Source organism: Porphyromonas endodontalis ATCC 35406 (assembly GCF_000174815.1).
Lineage (GTDB): Bacteria > Bacteroidota > Bacteroidia > Bacteroidales > Porphyromonadaceae > Porphyromonas > Porphyromonas endodontalis.
The window spans coordinates 30,005-50,646 of the sequence record NZ_ACNN01000026.1; the positions used below are offsets into that span (position 1 = coordinate 30,005).

Consider the following 20,642-nt stretch of genomic DNA (forward strand, 5'->3'; position numbering starts at 1 on the left):
TGTTTTCGATTCTAGTGCTTGCTCTTTATTCTTTGTCGTCTTCGGGCCGTGCATTGGAAGCCGCATCGAGGATATCTATGAAGACCTTCCCAAAAGAAAATTTATTTTTCTTCTCTTCTTTCTTAGGCGAAGGATCGGCTTTTCTATTCCTATCGTCTGTCTCGCTCTTGTTTTCTTCTTTCTCTATTGACCTTTCTACAGAGGAGTTGTCGAAAGATTCGTCTTGTTGCACAGTCTTAGAGGTATCTTTTTCGAGATCCTCTTGCTCTGTAAGTGGCGAGAATACCGTGTTGGCAACTTCTAGACACCCCTTTGTGGCGCAATAAATGGCACCTACAATACTTGCATATTGAGAGGGGGTTGCAAAAAACTCATTCGTATTAGGCTCTGCAAAGAAGAGTTTGTCGTTAACAGAGGTGATCTGTATGGAGTCATTAGTCCCCATATCTTTTAGTAGACGATTGAAGCGGCCAATAAGGCAACCACCCCCTGTGAAAATATATCCTCCATCGATGCGATTAGCCACTCCGGAGCTCTCTACCAAGGCTTGTACATTGGCGATAATCTCTTTCATGCGGGCTTGTACACAGCGATTGAGGTCTAAGAGTCTAATTTGTTGAGGCTCTTTGCCGATAAAAGAGGGGATTTCCACAAAATAATCTCCGTCTTTCATTTCGCTTACTGTGCTAAGTTGGCTGCACTTGATCTCCTCAGCATCCTCTCGTAGGATATGCAACGTAGAGAGGTCGCTGGTTACGGCATTCCCTCCTACGGGGTAAACGCGCAACAACTCTAGAGCATCTTCTTTGTAGACAGATACTGTAGTACAATCTGCCCCGATGTTTACAAGAGCACATCCCATTTGCCGAATTCCAGGGCTCAAAATTACCTGGGCTTCGCAGATGGGAGCTGCCAAGATACCGGCGAGTTTTAGACGCAATCTCTTTTCTACCAAGTCGGTGATGAGGCGAACATAGGTCTTGCGTACGAGCAGCAATGTGTAATAGGCACGTACTTCTCGGCACAACATTCCCACAATGGAGTTTTCTCTTCGCCCATTCACATAGTAGTAGGGTGGGAGTACAGAGAGTATTTCGTATCCATCAAATTGCTCTTTTAGCACCTCCTCTTCCAGCTCTTTCACATGCTCTTCCGTGGCGAGTATTCCATCACCATCATAGCTGTGAGAGACGATATGTCGTAGAGAATGAAGAGAACGACAATCTATCGAAATGTACACTTGTGATATGCTATAGCCACTTCCTTCTAGCTCTCGGTCGAAGTCTTTGATGATCTCTTTGGCTATCGCGCTTGCTGCATCTATGTTGTAGATCGTCCCATGTACGATACTTCCTTTACTCTCCACCCGACGCGAAGCCATAGGCACAACGCGCCCTAGAGCATCTTTGTAGGCAAGTAGCCCGCTGAGATGAGAGCTACCTGGCTCAAGGGCAACATACACTAACTTGTTTGTGTCCATATTCCAACGACTGATATTATTACAAACTCCTTTCCTAAAGTATTACAACGGAATTATTCCCTACAAAAGTAACTATAATAGATGACTTATACCCCTATATGCTACCGAATTAATTGGAACGGATATAGGGGTTGTGAAGATGATGTATAACAGAGGTTGAAAGGAACTGCCTGTTGAGGGATTGAATGGTTATTTATTTCCCCTCATAGCGAAGGAGGAGAAGCCCTCTCGAATCCAGCTAGCCCCTTTTGGAGGCGTGGGGATGTCCCGAAAAAATCTTGCCTAATTTTCTGCCGACAACTGAGTGAAACTTTTTGTAATCTTAGGCAAGACAAAAATATTTACAGGGCAGAATTCAGAAAAATCTAGGCTGTGACATTACGACGATTTTACCCAATTCGTGATCGAAATGTTTGAGGGTGGATGTTTTGTGCTAGCGCTTTGTTTATAACAAAGAAGAGCAGCTTGGGAAGAGAGAGCTCGTAACTCTCAATTCCCAAACTGCCCTTCAATATAGGATTAAATCTTCCGTGATGTGTAGTACAGAGGAATAAAAAGAAAATGTTCGCAGGGGGTTATTTGCGGTAGAAGTCTCGACTAGAGCCCTGAGCCTTAGGGAGAACCAGCATGTCTGCCAAGCAAACGTTGTCAGGTAAGCGGAGGGCGGCTTCGATACAAGAAGCTATATCATCGCCAGTGAGGGGTGTATATCCCTCATAAACTTTCTCAGCACGAGCCGTATCATCATGGAAGCGAACGAGTGAAAACTCCGTTTCTACAGCTCCTGGAGCTATCTGGGTTACCTTTATACCATACTTGTGCATGTCAATTCTCATCCCCTTGGAGAGTGCATCCACAGCATGTTTGGTAGCGCAGTATACGTTGCCGGAGGGGTAAACTTCACGCCCTGCGATAGAACCAATATTAAAGATATGCCCACGTCCCCGAGCGATCATCCTGGGAGAAACTACTTTAGTTACATAGAGTAGCCCCTTGATGTTGGTATCAATCATTCGCTCCCAATCATCTACCAAGCCGTCTTGCAGAGGCTCCATCCCAGCGGCTAATCCGGCATTATTTACAAGCACTTCAATATCAGTCCACTCCGAGGGGAGAGTGCCTAAATGCTTCTGAACCTCCTCAAAGGAGCGTACATCAAAAACTAAAGGCAATGTGTGGCTTTTTGTTTCTTTTTCTATCTCCTGACTCAAGGCAACAAGACGTTCGCTACGACGCCCCGTAATGATAACATTGTATCCCATGTGTCCCAGCCTCAATGCTGTAGCACGACCGATACCTGATGTAGCCCCTGTTACGAGAGCAATCGGATGTGATTTTTTTGCCATAGTAGTTCGATATCTAATTTGAAAAGGATATAATATTATTACGAAGCCATTGCGCCTTTACTTTGTCCACTAGCGTGGAGGGCTGCCTCTACTCCTACAGCTGCAGCGCCTAATATGGCGGCATCATCGGTAGGAAGTTCAGAGAGAAGCAATTGGGGTGTTTGGTAAACGCAGAGAAGATTTTTGTTAAGAGCTTTCCGGATGGGCTGCAGCAATCGCTCCCCGGCTGCCGTAACTCCTCCGAAGAGAATAATCGCTTCCGGACTCGAAAAGGTCATGAAATCTGCCAAACTTTCGCCCAATATCTCCCCTGTCATCTCAAATACTTTTTGAGCAATCGGATCCCCGGCTTCGGCGGCATCATAGACAGCCTTACTTGTGATTTCTTCCTCTTTGACGTGGCGCAAGGGGCTGTCTTCTGTACTTTCTTGGAGCAATTCTATCGCAGTGCGTGCCATACCGCGTGCCGAACAGTAGGTCTCTAAACATCCACAACGTCCGCAACCACAGGGGCGACCCCCACGGCGAATTATAAAATGTCCCAGTTCTCCGGCTAGTCCATCATGACCAAATATAAGCTCTCCATTGGCTACAATACCACTCCCAACACCAGTACCCAAGGTAATGATAATGAAGTCGCGCATGCCGCGTGCCGCTCCGTAGGTGCGTTCTCCAATGGCGGCAGCTTTGGCATCGTTTATAAGGGCGACGGGTAGATGTGTTCGCTCTTGGAGCAGCCGGACGATGGGAAAAGGCTCTTTCCATGGGAGGTTAGAGGCAAAGGCTATGGTACCATTTCCATGGTTACCATTGGGAGCACCAATCCCAATTCCATCAATCTTGCCGGCAAGATTATATTGCTGGGTAAGCGCGTAAATATACCTCTCTATTTTATCTGTAAAACAAGTGAAATTGGCACCACAAGAACGTGTCGGGAATTTTTCTCGAGCAAGAATAGTGCCATTAGTCGCCACTACACCTACCACAGTATTGGTTCCTCCAATATCTATGCCTATAGTATATGTTGTTTCCATATAATAACCTTTACTCTTTATATGCAAAGGTATTAAAAATATTATGGTAGGTGTATGTTAGTTGCAATATAAGAGAGCAAATTGGCAACTTCAAGTGTGCAAACTTGTGCTTTCTAGTGCTGTTTTGTTTTTCTTGGCTAGTATTTCTTTCGTACTGTTGCCCTAAAGGCATCTTTATAATACTCTATATCAAAGGATTGATCAAAGGGATGGAAAACGGCTGTGAGCACATCAAACCGTATGGGTAGGGTAATGCCCTTTAGACGGATGTAGGCGTTTGTAAGGGATATTATGTTGGCTTGCTTACGCCTAGTAACTGCCGATAATGGAGAAACAGAATAATCTTCGTTCCGTGTTTTGACCTCAATAACAATGAGTTCTCTCTCGTCTGTGGCAAAAATATCCACCTCCTTCTTGCCATCAATAGACCAATTCGTATCGAGTATTTTGTACTTCAATTGTTCTAGATAGCGGTAGGCAGCTCGTTCGCCCAATACGCCAAGGTCATTGTGTTGTGCCATCTATTGCTCTAGCTCGCGGGGTGAGACATTTTCTGAAACGTATTGATGTGTCGCTCTTTTTTCTCTTCTAAAATTTGATCTATACGGATCAGAATCCCTGTCTCTTCCACCTCACTAAACTCGTAATTAATCGCTGTGCCGAGGAAGAGGAGTTGGGGTGAAAGGGATATATAGGCACTGAAGAGAGGTGGAATGCTGATGCCTGTTTTGCGAACCTCGCGCTTGAGTGCTAGATAATCGGCACTGAGAGTCCCTGCTGAAAATAGCCGATTCATCTCCTCCGGATCAACATCAATGGTTAGAGGTTGCTTGGGAGTAACGAGGTGTCGATCGTCGTGGAAATGGCGTTGCATAAAGTGCAAAATGAGGTTGCGACAACGACGATTGTAATTGGCATACATGGTTACCTTTCCAAAGAAGTACTGAATCTCAGGATTGAGTACCGTGAGTGCTCCCAAGCCATCCCATAGGTTGTCTAATGCAAAGATGGAGAGGTGGTGAAAGCGGGTAGACTGGAAGTCGGGAGAAACAAACGAGCGTCCCAATTCTATTGTATAGGGAAGAATATCTCGTACGAACTCATCGCTGTAGTCAAACATATGAGAAGTGGCAAGTATATCGGTACCTTTCGGATGTTTTACCACGTCGGAACCTAAAATATAGCGATAGCCCCCTACAATCACTTGAGCCTCGGGGTTCCAAACTACGAGTTGTTTATAGCCCAATGGATCAAGGTCATACTCATCAATATCACACGCAAGACCACTCCCTCCGCCGCCGGCACGGAAAGCCTCTTCCCTCAGTCGTCCAACCTCTCGCATGGTGTGTGGGGCCTCGTGTGCTGAGAAAGTGTAAATGTTATTGCGTCCTTTATTTGTGGGGCGAAGCAACTTGTCGGGGGTAAGTTCCTCCATGATAAGTTCCGGAGCAATAGGGGCTATAATGGGTTGCATAGATTATTGCAATAAAATGATTGAGGTGAATACTAGAGGGACGATGGCGCACTCTCTTGCGGAAGACGATATACACGTTCACGAATGGCAAGAGCAATATCTGCCGGGCGTTTCCCCATAGAGGGAAGCTCTTGATAGGGGATAGGTTCTCCTACCCAAACCCGGAATGACGAGCCTTGGGCACGAAACATCTCATCGGGGAGCAATGCAGTACCGATGTTGAATTTGAGTCCGAGGTTTCTGCGCACTCGCTCTATCCTATAAAAGCGTTTACTATTATAACCTTCGAAAAAGAGGGGTACAATGGGACGATGGAACTCCTCGGCATGACGTACAAAGCTCTTTTGCCATGTGAGATCTTGGATGCGGCCGTCAAAGTGGCGGGAGCAAAGGCCTGCAGGGAAGGTGATCACCGGTAGGTCACCCGCTAGAGCGGCATTCATTCTTTCAATAGAGCTACGGCTCTGGGAGCCATACTTATTGACGGGGAGAAAAATAGACTCTAGAGGTTTGAGATTTCCTAGGAGGTCGTTGACAATGTAGCGAATGTCTGATTGATAGTGTCCTGCGAGCATGTGAGTAAGACAGATGCCATCTAGCCCTCCTAGAGGGTGATTGGAGACGAAAAGAGCACGTTTGTCTTGTGGCAAACGCTCCTCATGAACAAAACCCAGAGAAAGCCGAAAAATCTCCACTAGCTTATCCATAAAGGCAACGCCTTGTAGGTGCCCGTGGTCTCGCAGTATCTCATTGATTTCTCGTTGATGGATAAGTCTCTCTACCAAACGCACAACAAAGTGCGGAACGCTTCGCCCCCACTTTGCCGATATGATGGCACCGATATCTATTTGTTGTGGAGTGATACTCCCTTCCATACGTTCTTTTTATAAGTGATGTCATACCCAGCCTCGTAAAGGATGTGGATACAACTTTCCTTTCTTTATCTATGTTGTGTGGTGTTGCTTATTACAAAAGTAGTAATATATCGTTGTATGAATGTCGTCTTTAGTAAAGTTGCACGTTTTAGTCGCATCGTGCAACTAAATCCCCTTATATTCCCTAGTCTTGGGGCGTTATTTTCATCTTTGTTCCCCCCTTTTTCAGCTCTTCGAAAAGAGAAGTGCCTTCCTGTAAAAGAACAATGTTTTCTGTCTTTTCTTTCAGTTTTATTCGGTTTTTATGAGAGTATTATGTGGAATTTAGCTAAAAACAACGTCTTGGAGCGAAAGACATGCGGATGTTTAATGTGTTATTGGAGTGGTGCAGATTTCGTTCTCAATATAGTGAAAGTATATAAAATCGAGTTACATTTGTCCCGAGATGGATGTTTGTTGTGGATCAATAGCGCCTTTTTGGCTAAGTGGAGAAGCTGTAAAACATATTATCTCTAAGATAATTTCGTGCTAAGCATGGTTTGTTGTAAGTCGAATGTATAAGTACATAAATAAATCAAAATCAGAACAATGACAAGAAAGTTATTCCCTGCCACACTTCTTGTGGTATTAGCGTTTTTGATGGCTGCTTGTGGTAAAATTCCAAGTCCGAAGCCCGCTCCTATTTTGGTAACGCTCCCTAGCTCTCTTTTCGGTAAAAGCTATGATGCTCTCGAAGCTGAGGCCAAACAGCTAGGTCAGATTGTGACAAAAGATGCCGAGGCACGTGCTCTCACAGTCAGGATAAATGGGGACCAGGGGCTAGCCCGTACCATTTACCTCCAGTTTGATGCTGAGGGGAAGTATCGCTATGCCATGGAAAAGATTGCAAATACAGAGTCCGAAGGAGCTTTTGTAGCAAGCCTCCTAAGTCAAGGATTTGTACAAGAAAAGACTGCGACTAAGTTGGCAACTGAGGGGGTGTTTGTTCACAAACAACGTGGATGGGTAGTCTTCATTTCGCATCGTAGTGATAGCGACATTTCTTATGTTTTCGCTCCTTTTGATGAGGCTATTACCTCATGGTCTCGTATTGATAAGAAGGAACATGCAACAGGGCTTTGGGCTCCTCTTATGGGGCTTGATAATACCCTTGATATGGTAACTCGCTTTGAGGCTCGTATGGGACACACTCTTGATCCCGAAGCAACGATGGCGGACAAGGGGGTCTATTCTTTCAAGACTGGCAACCCCAATTACCCTAGCACCCGTTATTGGTTTGATGTGAAAACCAAATCTTTCGTAGAGGAGTGCGCTATCTTCGTGGCTCCCGATAAGCGTCCTAAACCCGATGATGTTACAGAGTATATGCGCTCTATGGGATTTTTGATCACCACACTTTCTGACCACGGTAATCCTGTGTACTATAATAAGGACACCAATATGGCTGCTGTGGCTGAGCTAAACAAACCTACAGATGGAAGCGCATTCGTTCCCAAAGTGCAGTTCTTCAAAGGCAATCCCCAGATGGCAGATTCCTTTATGAAAGAGGAGTTGGATATTCCTTTGCCAATCCTCGAATTTGGCAAATACACCTTGGCAGAAGCTCTTGAATTGTACAAGAAGCAACCTTACTTTAAGTCTCTTGATAAGAATGAGCTCGGTGACGTTGTTAATACAACCTCAAAAGATTTCCCTATGATGCTTATATGGGAAGGTGAAGGAGAATATGCCGGTAAGTATGCCATGGCGATTGTGTTTACTGACGATGTGAGAGTGATCAACTCAACCTATATCGAGAAGTTTTTTACCGGTAAAGGATGGGAGAAGTATTCGAAATCGGCCATACTTACCTACATCGATCGTAAAAACAATGTGATGGTACAGGTGGATCAATCGGGTAATTTTGGTGGATTGTGTCTCGCATTTAGTCCGAATGAATTCTAAACTTTCGCTTTAGAAGATTTTATCTCCCCGCTAATTAGGGGATAGTACCTCTTCATTGATTCCCTCGAAAAGGAGTCGACCCTTTCTAGCAAAAGGGTCGACTCTTTTTTTATGAACAGAGGGAGGAGGTTGCTTTCTGTACTAATTTTTATTTCACTTCTATTGCGCAGATCTCAGAGGCTACTCCATGGAGATAAATATTTTTGGGCAGAAGGGTAGGGGGGAATCAGCTAGTTTTGTACCCTGAAACTACCTGGAAAAGTTTTTTCTTTTGCCCAAGAATTTTTTTGTTGTAGGGCAAGAAAGTTTTTCTTTTCAGGCAGCATTCCGAATACTTCTTTTGGAGCCCTCTTTGTGAAGAAAGAGGGATGTATTAGGGTGTATTTGGCTTTATTCAAATGTTTAGTTTACCTTTGTAGGTGCTTAGGGGTTGGGGGATGTGCAACATTCCAAGCCTCGGTTCCGTGTGATAATAGGAATAGACTAATATAAGTAATCAATAAAAACAGTTGCGGTGATGAAAAAGCACAATTTTTATGCCGGACCCTCAATTCTAAATCAAGGGGTTATCAAGAATGCTGCTGATGCAGTAATGAATTTTGCAGGTACAGGTCTTTCTGTACTTGAAGTATCGCATCGTGGTAAAGAGTTTACCGCTGTGATCGAAGAAGCTGCTCAGCTCTTCAAGGAACTTCTCGATATCCCCGAAGGATACGAAGTTATCTTCCTCGGTGGTGGTGCAAGCCTCCAATTCTACATGGTACCTCTTAACCTTATGCACAAGAAGGCTGCCTATATCAACACAGGTACGTGGGCTACAAATGCTATCAAGCAAGCCGGATATGTATCTAAGGTATTTGGTGGAGAAGTAGAAGTTTTGGCTTCTAGCGAAGATAAGAACTTTACTTACATCCCCAAGAACTTCGTTATCCCCGAAGATGTAGACTACTTCCACTACACCTCCAACAATACCATCTATGGTAGTGAAATTCGCAAGGACTTCGACTGCAAGGCTCGCTTGGTGTGCGATATGTCTAGCGATATTTTCAGCCGTCCTGTAGATATCAGCAAGTACGATCTTATCTATGGTGGTGCACAAAAGAATTTGGCTCCTGCCGGTGTTACTTTCGTGATTGTAAAGAAGGATGCACTTGGTCGTTTCGAGCGTCCTATCCCCACAATGCTCGACTACAACACTCACATCAAGAAGGAGTCTATGTTCAATACTCCTCCTGTATTCCCCATCTATGTGGCTCTCCAAACCCTCAAGTGGTACAAAGAGTTGGGTGGTCTCAAGGTACTCGAAAAGCGCAACCTCGACAAGGCTGAGCTCCTCTACAACGAAATCGACCGCAACAAACTATTCCGTGGTACCGTAGCTACCGAAGATCGCTCTATCATGAACGTTTGCTTCGTGATGAACGACGAATACAAAGAACTCGAAGCTGAGTTCGCCACTTTCGCTGCAGAGCGTGGCATGATCGGTATCAAGGGTCACCGCTCGGTAGGTGGTTTCCGTGCAAGCCTCTACAACGCTCTCGAAATGGATAGCGTAAAGGCTCTCGTAGACGCTATGAAGGAGTTTGAAAGCAAACACTAATTAATCACATCTTAGTGCTCTCGCTCATCTAGATACTTCTATTTCTTTTAGAGGTCTCATCTAGTGAGCAGAGCACTTCTTTTTAATCCTAATATATTGTTATGACAAAGGTTCTTATTGCCACAGAAAAGCCTTTTGCTGCTCCTGCTGTTGCAGCGATTAAGGATATTGTAAGCAAGGCAGGTTATGAAACTGTATTGCTAGAAAAGTATACCGAAAAGAGCCAGCTCCTCGCAGCTGTTGCCGATGTAGATGCTATCATTATCCGTAGTGATAAAATTGATAAGGAAGTATTTGATGCCGCAAAGAATCTTAAGATTGTAGTGCGTGCAGGTGCCGGTTATGACAATGTAGACCTTGCAGAGGCAACCGCACACAACGTGTGTGTAATGAATACTCCCGGTCAGAACTCAAATGCTGTGGCTGAGCTTGTGATGGGTCTTCTCGTATTCAATGCTCGTAATCAGTTCAATGGCAAGTCGGGGAGTGAGCTAAAAGATAAGAAGATGGGTATCTTGGCTTATGGTAATGTGGGTCGCAATGTGGCTCGTATCGCCAAAGGCTTTGGTATGGAAATCTTCGCTTATGATGCTTTTGTACCTGCAGAAGCTATCAAAGAATCGGGTGCAACTCCTATTGCTACCGTGCCCGAATTGTTCGCTACTTGCGATGTAATTTCGCTCCATGCTCCTGCTACTCCCGAGACGATTAAGTCTATCAACTACGATCTTCTCATGAAGATGCCCAAGGATGCCGTTCTCATCAATTCTGCTCGTAAGGAGATTATTGACGAAGAGGGCGTACTAAAGGCTCTCACAGAGCGTACAGACCTTCGCTATCTCACGGACATTATGCCCGCTAACCACGAAGCTATGGTAGCTGCTCTTGGCGATCGTTACTTCTCTACCCCCAAAAAGATGGGTGCACAGACTGGCGAAGCTAACAACAATGCAGGTATTGCAGCTGCTAACCAAATCGTTGACTTTATAGCCAATGGTGTGGAAAAGTTCCGTGTAAATAAGTAATTTCTTTTTTGTAGTATTAGAACACAAAAAGATCGACAGAGTGGGGGAGCACATGGGTTTTTATCGTAGAGATACCATGTCTCCCCTTATTTCGATTTTTTCTTTGAGTATATAGTATGGCTAGAATTAAACCTTTCAAGGGACTTCGTCCTCCCGTTAACCTCGTAGAGAAGGTATCTTCTCGTCCTTATGACGTCCTCAGCAGCGAAGAAGCTCGTGCTGAAGCAAAAGGAAATGAGATGTCTCTTTATCATATTATCAAGCCCGAAATCGACTTCCCCGAAGGTACGGATGAGCACGATGAACGTGTTTATACCAAGGCTCGTGAGAACTTCGATCTCTTCCAAGAGAAGGGATGGCTTGTTGAAGACGCCAAAGAAAACTACTATGTATATGCCCAAACCATGAATGGTAAGACCCAATATGGTTTGGTAGTAGGTGCATGGGTAGAAGATTATATGGATGGTGTAATCAAGAAGCATGAGCTTACCCGTAGAGACAAAGAAGAGGATCGTATGAAGCACGTTCGTGTAAATAACGCTAACCTCGAACCCGTTTTCTTCGCTTATCCTGATAATGCAGAACTTGACGCCATCGTGGCTCGTTACACCAATGCTGCTCCCATCTACGATTTTGTAGCTGATATTGATGGCTTTGGTCATAAGTTCTGGATCATTGATCAAGAAGCCGATATCAAGCGTATCACGGAGATTTTTGCAGGATTCGAAGCTCTCTATATTGCCGATGGGCACCACCGTTCGGCTGCAGCTGCCCTCGTAGGAGCTGAGAAAGCAAAGAATAACCCTAATCACAAGGGCGATGAAGAGTATAACTACTTCATGGCAGTTTGTTTCCCTGCCAACCAATTGACGGTTATCGATTACAACCGAGTTGTAAAAGATCTCAATGGTTTGAGCGAAGCTGACTTCCTAAAAGCTCTAGAAAAGAACTTCATTGTAGAGAAGAAGGGTGCTGATATTTACAAACCTGCCAAGTTGCACAATTTTGCTCTTTACCTTGGTGGTACATGGTATTCGCTCACAGCAAAGCCCGGTACTTATAACGACAACGACCCCATCGGGGTGTTGGATGTTACCATCTCTTCTAATCTAATCTTAGATGAGATCTTGGGTATCAAGGATTTGCGTTCAGATAAGCGAATCGACTTTGTTGGAGGTATCCGTGGTCTCGGCGAGCTAAAGAAGCGTGTTGATAGTGGTGAGATGAAGGTCGCTTTGGCTCTTTATCCTGTTACTATGAAGCAAATTATGGATATTGCTGATACGGGGAACATTATGCCTCCCAAGACAACTTGGTTTGAGCCTAAACTCCGTTCCGGTATTGTTGTTCACAAGCTCGACTAAATGAGTTTCGTGTTATAAACACGGACAATAAGGTCTATCTAGTAAAAAGAGAAAGGGAGGATTTGAGGCGATCAAGTCCTCCTTTTATTTTCTCTATTTGCTGCATGCTATTCTCTTTTGCTCATAATTCTATTCATCTCTTCGGGTTTAATGGTGAACCATCACAAGTTATTATCCGTTTTGAGAGTAGAAAAAGTAGTAACTAAACAACAAACAAAATGATCGCAGTAAACCAACCCGTAATAGAAGCCCAAGCACCTCGTCCTAGTAAGGAGAATCTAAAGACAATCTATTTAGCAGGCGGATGCTTTTGGGGAATGCAGAGCTATTTTGATGGAGTACAAGGCGTGGTAGAGACCACTGTTGGCTATGCTAATAGCACTCGTCCCAATCCCAAATACGAGGATGTAGATACCGATTATGCCGAGACAATTCGTGTCGAGTACGATGCCTCGGTGGTCCCTCTAAAGTTTATCCTAGGGTTGTATTTCGATGTAATTGACCCTACTATTCTCAATCGGCAGGGCAATGACGTTGGGCGTCAATACCGAACGGGTATCTATTATACTAATGCTCAGGATGAAGTGGTGGCGAAGGAGATGCTTCAAACTCTGGCGAAAAAGTATCCTAAGCCTATTGTTGTAGAGTGTATCCCGCTGAAGAATTTTTATCCGGCCGAGGCTTATCATCAAGATTATCTAAAGAAACATCCTTCGGGGTATTGCCACATAGGAAAAGATAAAATAGCAAGAGCGCATGCACAACGCTACGTGGATAAGGAGCAGTTACGCCGTAAGCTTACTCCTATGCAGTACCATGTGACTCAAGAGCAGGGGACAGAGCCTCCTTTCAAAAATGAGTATTATGATCATTATGCTAAGGGTATTTATGTAGACGTGGTGGATGGTACGCCCCTATTCGTCTCTACAGATAAGTTCGAAAGTGGCTGTGGATGGCCGGCTTTTTCACGTCCTATAGATGATAAACTTCTGCTAGAACGTACGGATACATCGCATGGAATGGTGCGTGTAGAGGTTCGGAGTAAATCTTCGGGGAGCCATCTTGGTCATGTCTTTGAAGATGGACCGAAAGAATTGGGAGGGGAACGTTATTGTATCAATAGTGCATCTTTGCGCTTTATTCCGTTGGAGGAAATGAAAGAACAGGGGTATGAAGATTACATTAAGTATGTAAAATAGAAGATATCTATTTCTATTTGTCAAGCTTGATCTGTGGGCCTTTGTTGGGATACTACCCAAAGAGGCCTATAAATCAAGCTTTTGTTGTACCTTTGCTCGGAGTATAGAGGGTATGGCTCCTGTTGTCACTTTCGAAAGGCAAGAGGAGTTGTAGTTTTCTATGGAAATAGCGAATACAAATTATAACATAGATAAGATATGGATGCTAAGATCCGGGAACTAACTGACAAAATTTTCAACGAAGGGGTTGAAAAAGGGAAGCTAGAAGCAGATAGACTCGTGGCTGATGCCCAAAGCAAAAGCGACGAAATGCTCAACCAAGCTAAGGCGGAAGCTGAGAGAATCATCCGTGACGCTGAAAAGAGATCTGATGAACTCAAAAAGAATGTTGAGGCAGAACTCAAACTCTATGCTGCTCAAACTCTAGATGCCTTGAAGGCTTCTGTGGCAAATTCTATTACCGACAAGATTGCCCAAGGCAACGTAAAAGCAGCTGCTGAAGATCCCAACTTTATGCGCGAAGTCATTCGCAAGATTGTTGAAAACTGGACTCCTGGAAACGATGTTGTAATTGAAACAGCCGATGCCAAGGGGTTGGAAGAGTATTTCGCCTCAAATGCTAAGGACCTCCTCAATAAGGGTGTTACCATTAACGAAGTAGCTGGTACGGCAACCAATTTCGTTCTAAAACCCGCAGATGGATCGTACAAGATTCAGTTTGGAGAAGAAGAACTAAAGTCTTTCTTCCAGAGCTTCTTGCGTCCTCGTCTTGTGGAAATGTTATTCTAAGTGCACCATGGCAAAGTATTATGCCACAATATCGGGTTTACCGAATATTGGTGTAGACGATAGAAAACTCCCCTTTTCTTCGGAGCTCTTCGTAGAGGAGCTTAGAGAAGTGCTTACCTCGGGCGATTTTAAGCTTTTGGAGGTGCTTCGCTGGGAGCGCGAGAATAGATTTCTTATCGATTATCTCGAATCTCCGGAGAAAGCATTGGAGGCAACCGAGCAACCTCAGCTACTTTCTTACGAAGAGGTCGCTACGGTGATGGATGCTCTCAAGAAAGGTACAAAGCTTCCTAAGCATCACTTACCTGCTTATATCATAGATTTTCTCAAGGATTTTGTGGTAGAGAAGGACGAGGAAGATGACGTACAAGACGATGAGGAAGAGGTACGTATGTGGCCCCTTCGCCTTGAGGATAAACTTGCCGATTACTATTATACCAAGTTTGCTCTTCCTGCTAGAAATCATTTTGTAGCAGAGTGGTCGCGTCTTAATCTTGATATAAGGAATGTTTTTGCAGCCTTTACAAGTCGCAATCTAGGTTGGGATCCCAAAGATTATATCGTGGGAGACTCCGAAGTAGAGCGTAAACTAAAGACGTCGACGGCCACAAACTTTGGTCTCTCCGAAGAGGAGATGGACTACATCGCTGCTCTTACTTCAGTGCAAAATGAGACTGATATTACTCGTCGGGAGCGCATGTTGGATGTCCTCAAATGGAACTGGCTAGAGGAGCGTGTCTTCGATCGTACGTTCAATGTTGAGACCATCTTGGCATACTATCTACAGCTACGTATCATAGAGCGCTGGACGGAGCTCAATGAGAAAACGGGAGAAGAAACATTCCGTTCCATTGTAGCAACACTCAAAAAGGAGAGTAACGACTCTCTCAACGAGTTCAAGAGAAATCAAAAGAAATAATATATCCATGACAAAAGGAGTTGTTAAGGGGATTGTGTCCAACCTTGTGACCGTTGAGGTAGATGGACCAGTCTCTCAAAACGAAATTTGCTTTATCACGGTGGGTGGAACTCGCCTGATGAGTGAGGTGATCAAGATCATCGGTGCCAAGGTGTTTGTGCAGGTGTTTGAGAGTACTCGTGGTATGAAGGTAGGGGATGTGGCTGAGTTTGCAGGTCACATGTTGGAGGTAACACTCGGTCCCGGCCTCCTTTCCAAGAACTTCGATGGTTTGCAAAACGACCTCGATAAGATGGATGGGGTTTTCCTACAACGTGGTACGTATACCTATCCTCTAGAGGAAGATAAATTGTGGGAGTACAAACCTCTCGCTCAGGTAGGTGATCTTGTAGAGGCTGGAGACTGGCTTGGTGAGGTTGATGAAAACTACCAACCCCACAAGATAATGGTTCCCTTTGTTTTCGAGGGGCAGTACAAAGTCGTAAGCCTTAAGCCTGCCGGCAAGTATCGTGCTGATGAAGAAATCGCAGTACTTGAGGATAAGAATGGCGAGAAGCACTCTGTTACAATGATTCAGAAATGGCCTGTAAAGAAAGCCATTCCTTGCTATGCAGAGAAGCCCCGTCCATTTAAGTTGCTCGAAACCGGGGTACGTACGCTTGATACACTCAATCCTATCGTAGAGGGTGGTACGGGCTTTATCCCAGGGCCTTTTGGTACGGGTAAGACGGTGTTGCAGCATGCTATTTCTAAGCAAGCTGAGGCAGACATCGTGATTATGGCGGCTTGTGGAGAGCGTGCAAATGAGGTTGTGGAAATCTTTGCTGAGTTCCCAGAACTTGTAGATGCTCACACCGGACGTAAGCTCATGGAGCGTACGATCATTATCGCTAATACCTCAAACATGCCTGTTGCAGCTCGTGAAGCATCTGTGTACACGGCCATGACTATTGCTGAGTACTATCGTACAATGGGTCTTCGTGTTCTCCTCATGGCGGACTCTACTTCTCGTTGGGCACAAGCTCTTCGTGAGATGTCAAACCGTCTAGAAGAACTTCCTGGACCTGATGCTTTCCCAATGGAGCTTTCGGCCATCGTAGCCAACTTCTACGCCCGCTCTGGGTTCGTTTATCTCAAAAATGGCAAGACTGGTTCTGTAACCTTTATTGGTACGGTATCTCCTGCAGGGGGTAACCTCAAGGAGCCTGTGACAGAAAATACTAAGAAGGTTGCTCGATGCTTCTACGCACTAGAGCAAGAGCGTGCCGACCGTAAGCGTTATCCGGCCGTTAACCCTATTGATAGTTATTCAAAATATCTCGAATATCCTGAGTTCCAAGAATACATTTCGCAGCACATTGCACCCGATTGGCTCGAAAAAGTCAATGAGCTAAAAATGCGTTTGCAGCGTGGTAAGGAAATTTCGGAGCAGATCAACATCTTAGGGGACGACGGGGTACCTGTAGAGTATCACGTTACATTCTGGAAGGCTGAGCTTATCGACTTCGTGATCCTTCAGCAAGATGCTTTCGATGATATCGATTGTAACTCTCCTCTTGCTCGCCAAAAGTATATGTTGGATCTTGTAGCAAAGATCTGCCATACCGGGTTTGAGTTTGAAGATTTCAATCAGGTAACGGCGTTCTTTAAGGGCCTTATCAACGTACTCAAGCAGATGAACTACTCAGAGTTTGAGAGCGATGACTTTAAGAAGTACTTGGCACAATGCGAAGAGATGATTGTCAAAGGTGGCAAGTAATCTCTAGGGAAAGAGAGACCTCGTATAGAGAAAATTAATATGGCAACACAAGCTTTTAAAAAGATATATACCAAGATCTCGAACGTTACCAAGGCAACTTGTATGCTAAGTGCTACAGGGGTTGGTAATGACGAGTTGGCTTTGATCCATGGACGAATGGCTCAGGTCGTAAAAATCATTGGCGACGAAGTAACCCTCCAGGTTTTTGAGGGTACTGAAGGTATTCCTACCAATGCAGAGGTTGTATTCCTCGGCAAAGCTCCTACGCTCAAGGTGAGCGATCAGCTTGCAGGACGCTTCTTCAATGCTTATGGTCTTCCTATTGATGGTGGAGCGCAGCCCGAAGGACGTGAAGTAGAAATTGGTGGTCCTTCTGTAAACCCCGTGCGTCGTAAACAGCCTTCTGAGTTGATTGCAACCGGTATTGCAGGTATCGACCTCAATAATACCCTCGTAACCGGACAAAAGATTCCATTCTTTGCGGATCCGGACCAACCCTTTAATGAAGTAATGGCTATGGTGGCCATGCGTGCCAAGAGTGATAAGATTATTCTTGGGGGGATGGGGATGACCAATGACGACTACCTCTTCTTCAAGAACACTTTTAGCAATGCCGGTGCTCTAGATCGTATTGTTAGTTTCATCAATACAACCGAAGACCCCTCTGTAGAGCGTCTGCTTATCCCAGACATGGCTCTTACAGCAGCAGAATATTTTGCGGTAGAAAAGAACGAAAAGGTGCTCGTGCTCCTTACGGACATGACCAACTACGCGGATGCTTTGGCTATCGTATCAAATCGTATGGACCAGATTCCTTCGAAGGATTCTATGCCGGGTTCGATTTACTCAGACCTTGCTAAGATCTACGAAAAGGCAGTGCAATTCCCCGATGGTGGGTCTATTACCATCATTGCCGTTACCACGTTGAGTGGTGGCGATATCACGCACGCTGTGCCCGATAATACGGGGTATATTACCGAGGGTCAGCTCTATCTCCGTAAGGATAGCAATGTGGGTAAAGTTATTATTGACCCATTCCGCTCTCTCTCTCGCTTGAAGCAGCTTGTAATTGGTAAGAAGACTCGTGACGACCATCCTCAGGTGATGAATGCCGCCGTACGTCTATTCTCCGATGCTGCCAACGCACAAACAAAGATGGAGAACGGTTTCGACCTTACCGACTACGATAATCGTTCTCTTGCTTTTGCAGACGATTATTCTCGTCAATTGCTTGCTATCGACGTAAACGTGGATACGACTGAAATGCTCGATATTGCTTGGAAACTTTTTGGAGAACACTTTACTCCTGCAGAAGTAAACATCAAGCAATCTCTTGTAGAGAAGTATTGGGTTGGTGAGAAAAAAGCCTGATAGATAAGAGTCATGGCTATTAAGTTTCAATACAACAAAACTTCGCTCCATCAGCAGGAGAAGCAGCTGAAGATGCGAGTGCGCACGCTCCCTACGATCAAAAGTAAGGAGAGTGCTCTTCGTCTTGAGGTGAAGAAGACGAAAGACGAAGTGGTGAAATTGGAACAAAAGTTAGAAGATGGCATCTCTAGTTATCAGCACATGGTTGGGCTTTGGAATGAGTTTAATCCGGAGCTTATATCTGTGAAGGATGTGAAGTTGTCTACCAAGAAGATTGCCGGTGTTATAGTACCGGTCTTGGATAAGATAGACTTCGAGGTGAAGCCATTTAGTTTGTTCAATTCTCCTTCGTGGTTCTCTGAGGGATTAGAGTTGCTTAAGGTGCTTGCTACTACTGGTATAGAAGCTGAGTTCCTTGGCCTCAAACTAGAATTCTTGGAGTATGCTCGTAAGAAGACCACTCAGAAGGTAAATCTTTTTGAGAAGGTACAGATCCCTGGGTATAAGGATGCTATTCGTAAGATTAAGCGATACCTTGAAGATGAAGAGAGTCTCTCTAAATCGTCTCAGAAGATCATGCGAGCCAATATTGAAGAACGCGAACGCAAAGAAAAGGAGGCACTGCTATGATTGAAAAAATGCAGAAGTATCTTTTCTTGATATACCACAGAGAGTATGAGGGCTTTTTGCAGAGTCTTCGTGAGCTTGGCGTGGTACACATCAAGGAAACTAAGAGCCCTAAGCAGTTCGATAACCTACAAGCCCTCCTCGCTAAGCGTAAAGACTTGGCAGACCTGCGTCGTCGTGTAAAATCATTGCGATCCAAAGATGCTCCGGAGGTTTCTATGATCCTCCCTCAATCTGAGGAGCAAGGAGTGGCTGTGAGGTCTGAGATAGAGGAGCTCATGGAAAAGGAAAGGAATCTTGCTAACCAGATTGCTGCCCAACGACGTGAGATCGACTATTGGAGTATTTGGGGTGAGTATGACCTCGATCTGATGAAGAAACTTGAGAATGCTGGTTACAAGCTGCACTTCTATGTAGTGGCTTCGCAGCAGTTCAAGGAGGAGTGGATTGAGGAGTATCGCGCCGTAAAGGTTAATGATTTTCGCGCTCAAGCCTACTTTGTTACGATTGGACAAAGTGGTGACGCTCGTCCCGAAGCCGATGAGGTAAAGGCTCCAACGGCTTCTATGGATGAGATGCAAAGGAAGTTGGAAACCCTACAGCAGGAGGCAGAAGAGACCCATAATAGGATTGTTGAATTTGCTGATACTCGCTTGGGCGAACTAGATGGATATGATCGATTCATCGAGCGCGATTTTGATTTCGCCAATGCTCTCTTGCAGGCGGAACCCGAGGCTAACGATACCCTTATGGTATTGGAGGGCTGGGTGCCCGAGAGAGTGGCAGACAAAATTGCTCCCGCTCTAGATGGAGTACCTTGCTACTACGAGCAGGTAGAGATCCAAGAGAATGACAATGTCCCTGTGAAGCTTAAAAACAATCGTTATGCTCGTCTTTTCGAGATGATAACGAAGATGTATTCGCTTCCTAACTATGGCGAGTTGGATATTACGTCGTTGTTTGCTCCCTTCTTTATGCTCTTCTTTGCTCTTTGTTTTGGAGATGGTGGGTATGGACTATTGCTTTTGATAGGAGCCACCGTTGCTAAGACGAAAGCTAAAGAGGATGGTGTTAAGTCTGTGTGTAGTATGCTCATGTGGTTAGGTGGAACTACCGCCATCGTAGGCTCTCTCATGGGGACTGTCTTTGGTATGGTAATGCCTTGGACCGGTGGTACGATACTCGGCTCTGTGCCCGATACCTACATCCTCAACCAGAACACAATGATGTATTTGTCCGTTGTGCTGGGGCTTATTCAGATTGTATTCGGTAAGTTTATTGCCGGCTATAAGATGCAAGTACAGAAGGGATTCAAGTATGGTTTGGCTACTTATTGCTGGGCAGCTTTGATCCTCTTTGGAGGACTTGGGCTCGTAGCGATGATGCTGGGTGAAGGTAATCCTATGCTTGCTATGGCATCAAAAGTCCTCTTGGGGATTGCTGCTCTCGCCTTTGTTATTGCTTTGTTCTACAATACACCGGGCAAGAATATCTTCCTCAATTTTGGTTCCGGTTTGTGGGCAACCTACAATAATGCTTCCGGACTTTTGGGAGATACGCTCTCGTACATTCGTCTGTTTGCTATCGGTTTGACCGGTGGTATCTTGGGTGGGGTGTTTAATAACCTTGCCGTACAAGTGGGCGGAGGGCTCCCTGTAGGTCTCAATTTTGTGGTAATGGCAATCATTTTGCTATTTGGTCATGGTCTCAATTTTGGGCTGTGTATGATTAGCTCTTTGGTGCACCCTCTACGTCTTACATTTGTTGAATTCTACAAGAATGCAGAGTTTGAAGGTGGGGGGCGTCAATACACTCCTTTCAAGTAATCAATAATAG

17 protein-coding genes are annotated in these 20,642 nt (G+C 44.9%); 11 read left to right on the forward strand and 6 right to left on the reverse strand.

Going from position 1 to position 20,642, the window contains the following annotated elements; genetic code table 11:
• Window positions 1–25: 25 nt before the first annotated feature.
• The 6 genes from POREN0001_RS06015 to glsA form a co-directional block, all read right to left on the reverse strand.
• Window positions 26–1,480 (reverse strand): cell division FtsA domain-containing protein, encoded by a 1,455-nt coding sequence (locus POREN0001_RS06015; protein WP_040580984.1) that lies wholly within the window; start codon window positions 1,478–1,480, stop codon window positions 26–28.
• A gap of 575 nt (window positions 1,481–2,055) precedes the next feature.
• Entirely contained in the window at window positions 2,056–2,826 is a 771-nt protein-coding gene (locus POREN0001_RS06020) for an SDR family NAD(P)-dependent oxidoreductase (RefSeq protein WP_004334074.1), read from the reverse strand.
• 38 nt (window positions 2,827–2,864) lie between these two features.
• Window positions 2,865–3,860, reverse strand: coding sequence for an ROK family protein (locus tag POREN0001_RS06025; RefSeq protein WP_004334327.1), 996 nt, complete (start codon window positions 3,858–3,860; stop codon window positions 2,865–2,867).
• A gap of 137 nt (window positions 3,861–3,997) precedes the next feature.
• Window positions 3,998–4,381, reverse strand: a complete 384-nt coding sequence (locus tag POREN0001_RS06030) for a YraN family protein (RefSeq protein ID WP_004334134.1) — start codon at window positions 4,379–4,381, stop codon at window positions 3,998–4,000.
• Window positions 4,382–4,389: 8 nt separating this feature from the next.
• Window positions 4,390–5,334 (reverse strand): glycine N(alpha)-acyltransferase GlsB, encoded by a 945-nt coding sequence (gene glsB, locus POREN0001_RS06035; RefSeq protein ID WP_004334323.1) that lies wholly within the window; start codon window positions 5,332–5,334, stop codon window positions 4,390–4,392.
• 32 nt (window positions 5,335–5,366) lie between these two features.
• Window positions 5,367–6,209 carry a 1-acyl-sn-glycerol-3-phosphate acyltransferase gene (gene glsA / locus POREN0001_RS06040; RefSeq protein ID WP_004334098.1) on the reverse strand — a complete coding sequence of 281 codons (843 nt, stop codon included), beginning with the start codon at window positions 6,207–6,209 and terminating at the stop codon, window positions 5,367–5,369.
• A 588-nt stretch (window positions 6,210–6,797) separates the two neighbouring features.
• Here glsA and POREN0001_RS06045 point away from each other — a divergent pair.
• From POREN0001_RS06045 to POREN0001_RS06095, 11 genes are all read left to right on the forward strand, one after another.
• Complete coding sequence (locus POREN0001_RS06045; RefSeq protein ID WP_004334221.1) at window positions 6,798–8,153, forward strand: hypothetical protein; 1,356 nt, start codon at window positions 6,798–6,800, stop codon at window positions 8,151–8,153.
• Window positions 8,154–8,670: 517 nt separating this feature from the next.
• Window positions 8,671–9,753, forward strand: a complete 1,083-nt coding sequence (gene serC, locus POREN0001_RS06050) for a phosphoserine transaminase (protein WP_040580986.1) — start codon at window positions 8,671–8,673, stop codon at window positions 9,751–9,753.
• Between the two features lie 101 nt (window positions 9,754–9,854).
• Window positions 9,855–10,778, forward strand: a complete 924-nt coding sequence (locus POREN0001_RS06055; protein ID WP_004334053.1) for an NAD(P)-dependent oxidoreductase — start codon at window positions 9,855–9,857, stop codon at window positions 10,776–10,778.
• Between the two features lie 116 nt (window positions 10,779–10,894).
• Complete coding sequence (locus POREN0001_RS06060) at window positions 10,895–12,142, forward strand: DUF1015 domain-containing protein (protein ID WP_004334101.1); 1,248 nt, start codon at window positions 10,895–10,897, stop codon at window positions 12,140–12,142.
• A gap of 218 nt (window positions 12,143–12,360) precedes the next feature.
• Window positions 12,361–13,341, forward strand: coding sequence for a peptide-methionine (R)-S-oxide reductase MsrB (msrB, locus tag POREN0001_RS06065; protein ID WP_004334084.1), 981 nt, complete (start codon window positions 12,361–12,363; stop codon window positions 13,339–13,341).
• A 198-nt stretch (window positions 13,342–13,539) separates the two neighbouring features.
• Window positions 13,540–14,130, forward strand: coding sequence for a hypothetical protein (locus POREN0001_RS06070; RefSeq protein WP_004334080.1), 591 nt, complete (start codon window positions 13,540–13,542; stop codon window positions 14,128–14,130).
• A gap of 7 nt (window positions 14,131–14,137) precedes the next feature.
• Window positions 14,138–15,049: a DUF2764 family protein gene (locus tag POREN0001_RS06075; RefSeq protein WP_004334102.1), complete on the forward strand. Its 912-nt coding sequence runs from the start codon at window positions 14,138–14,140 to the stop codon at window positions 15,047–15,049.
• 7 nt (window positions 15,050–15,056) lie between these two features.
• A complete protein-coding gene (locus tag POREN0001_RS06080; RefSeq protein ID WP_004334349.1) occupies window positions 15,057–16,808 on the forward strand; it encodes a V-type ATP synthase subunit A in 1,752 nt (583 codons plus the stop codon).
• Window positions 16,809–16,847: 39 nt separating this feature from the next.
• Window positions 16,848–18,179, forward strand: coding sequence for a V-type ATP synthase subunit B (locus POREN0001_RS06085; protein WP_004334140.1), 1,332 nt, complete (start codon window positions 16,848–16,850; stop codon window positions 18,177–18,179).
• Between the two features lie 12 nt (window positions 18,180–18,191).
• Window positions 18,192–18,809, forward strand: coding sequence for a V-type ATP synthase subunit D (locus POREN0001_RS06090; RefSeq protein ID WP_004334374.1), 618 nt, complete (start codon window positions 18,192–18,194; stop codon window positions 18,807–18,809).
• Window positions 18,806–20,632: a V-type ATP synthase subunit I gene (locus tag POREN0001_RS06095; protein WP_004334069.1), complete on the forward strand. Its 1,827-nt coding sequence runs from the start codon at window positions 18,806–18,808 to the stop codon at window positions 20,630–20,632. The genes POREN0001_RS06090 and POREN0001_RS06095 overlap by 4 nt, the downstream gene beginning before the upstream one ends.
• Window positions 20,633–20,642: the final 10 nt, after the last annotated feature.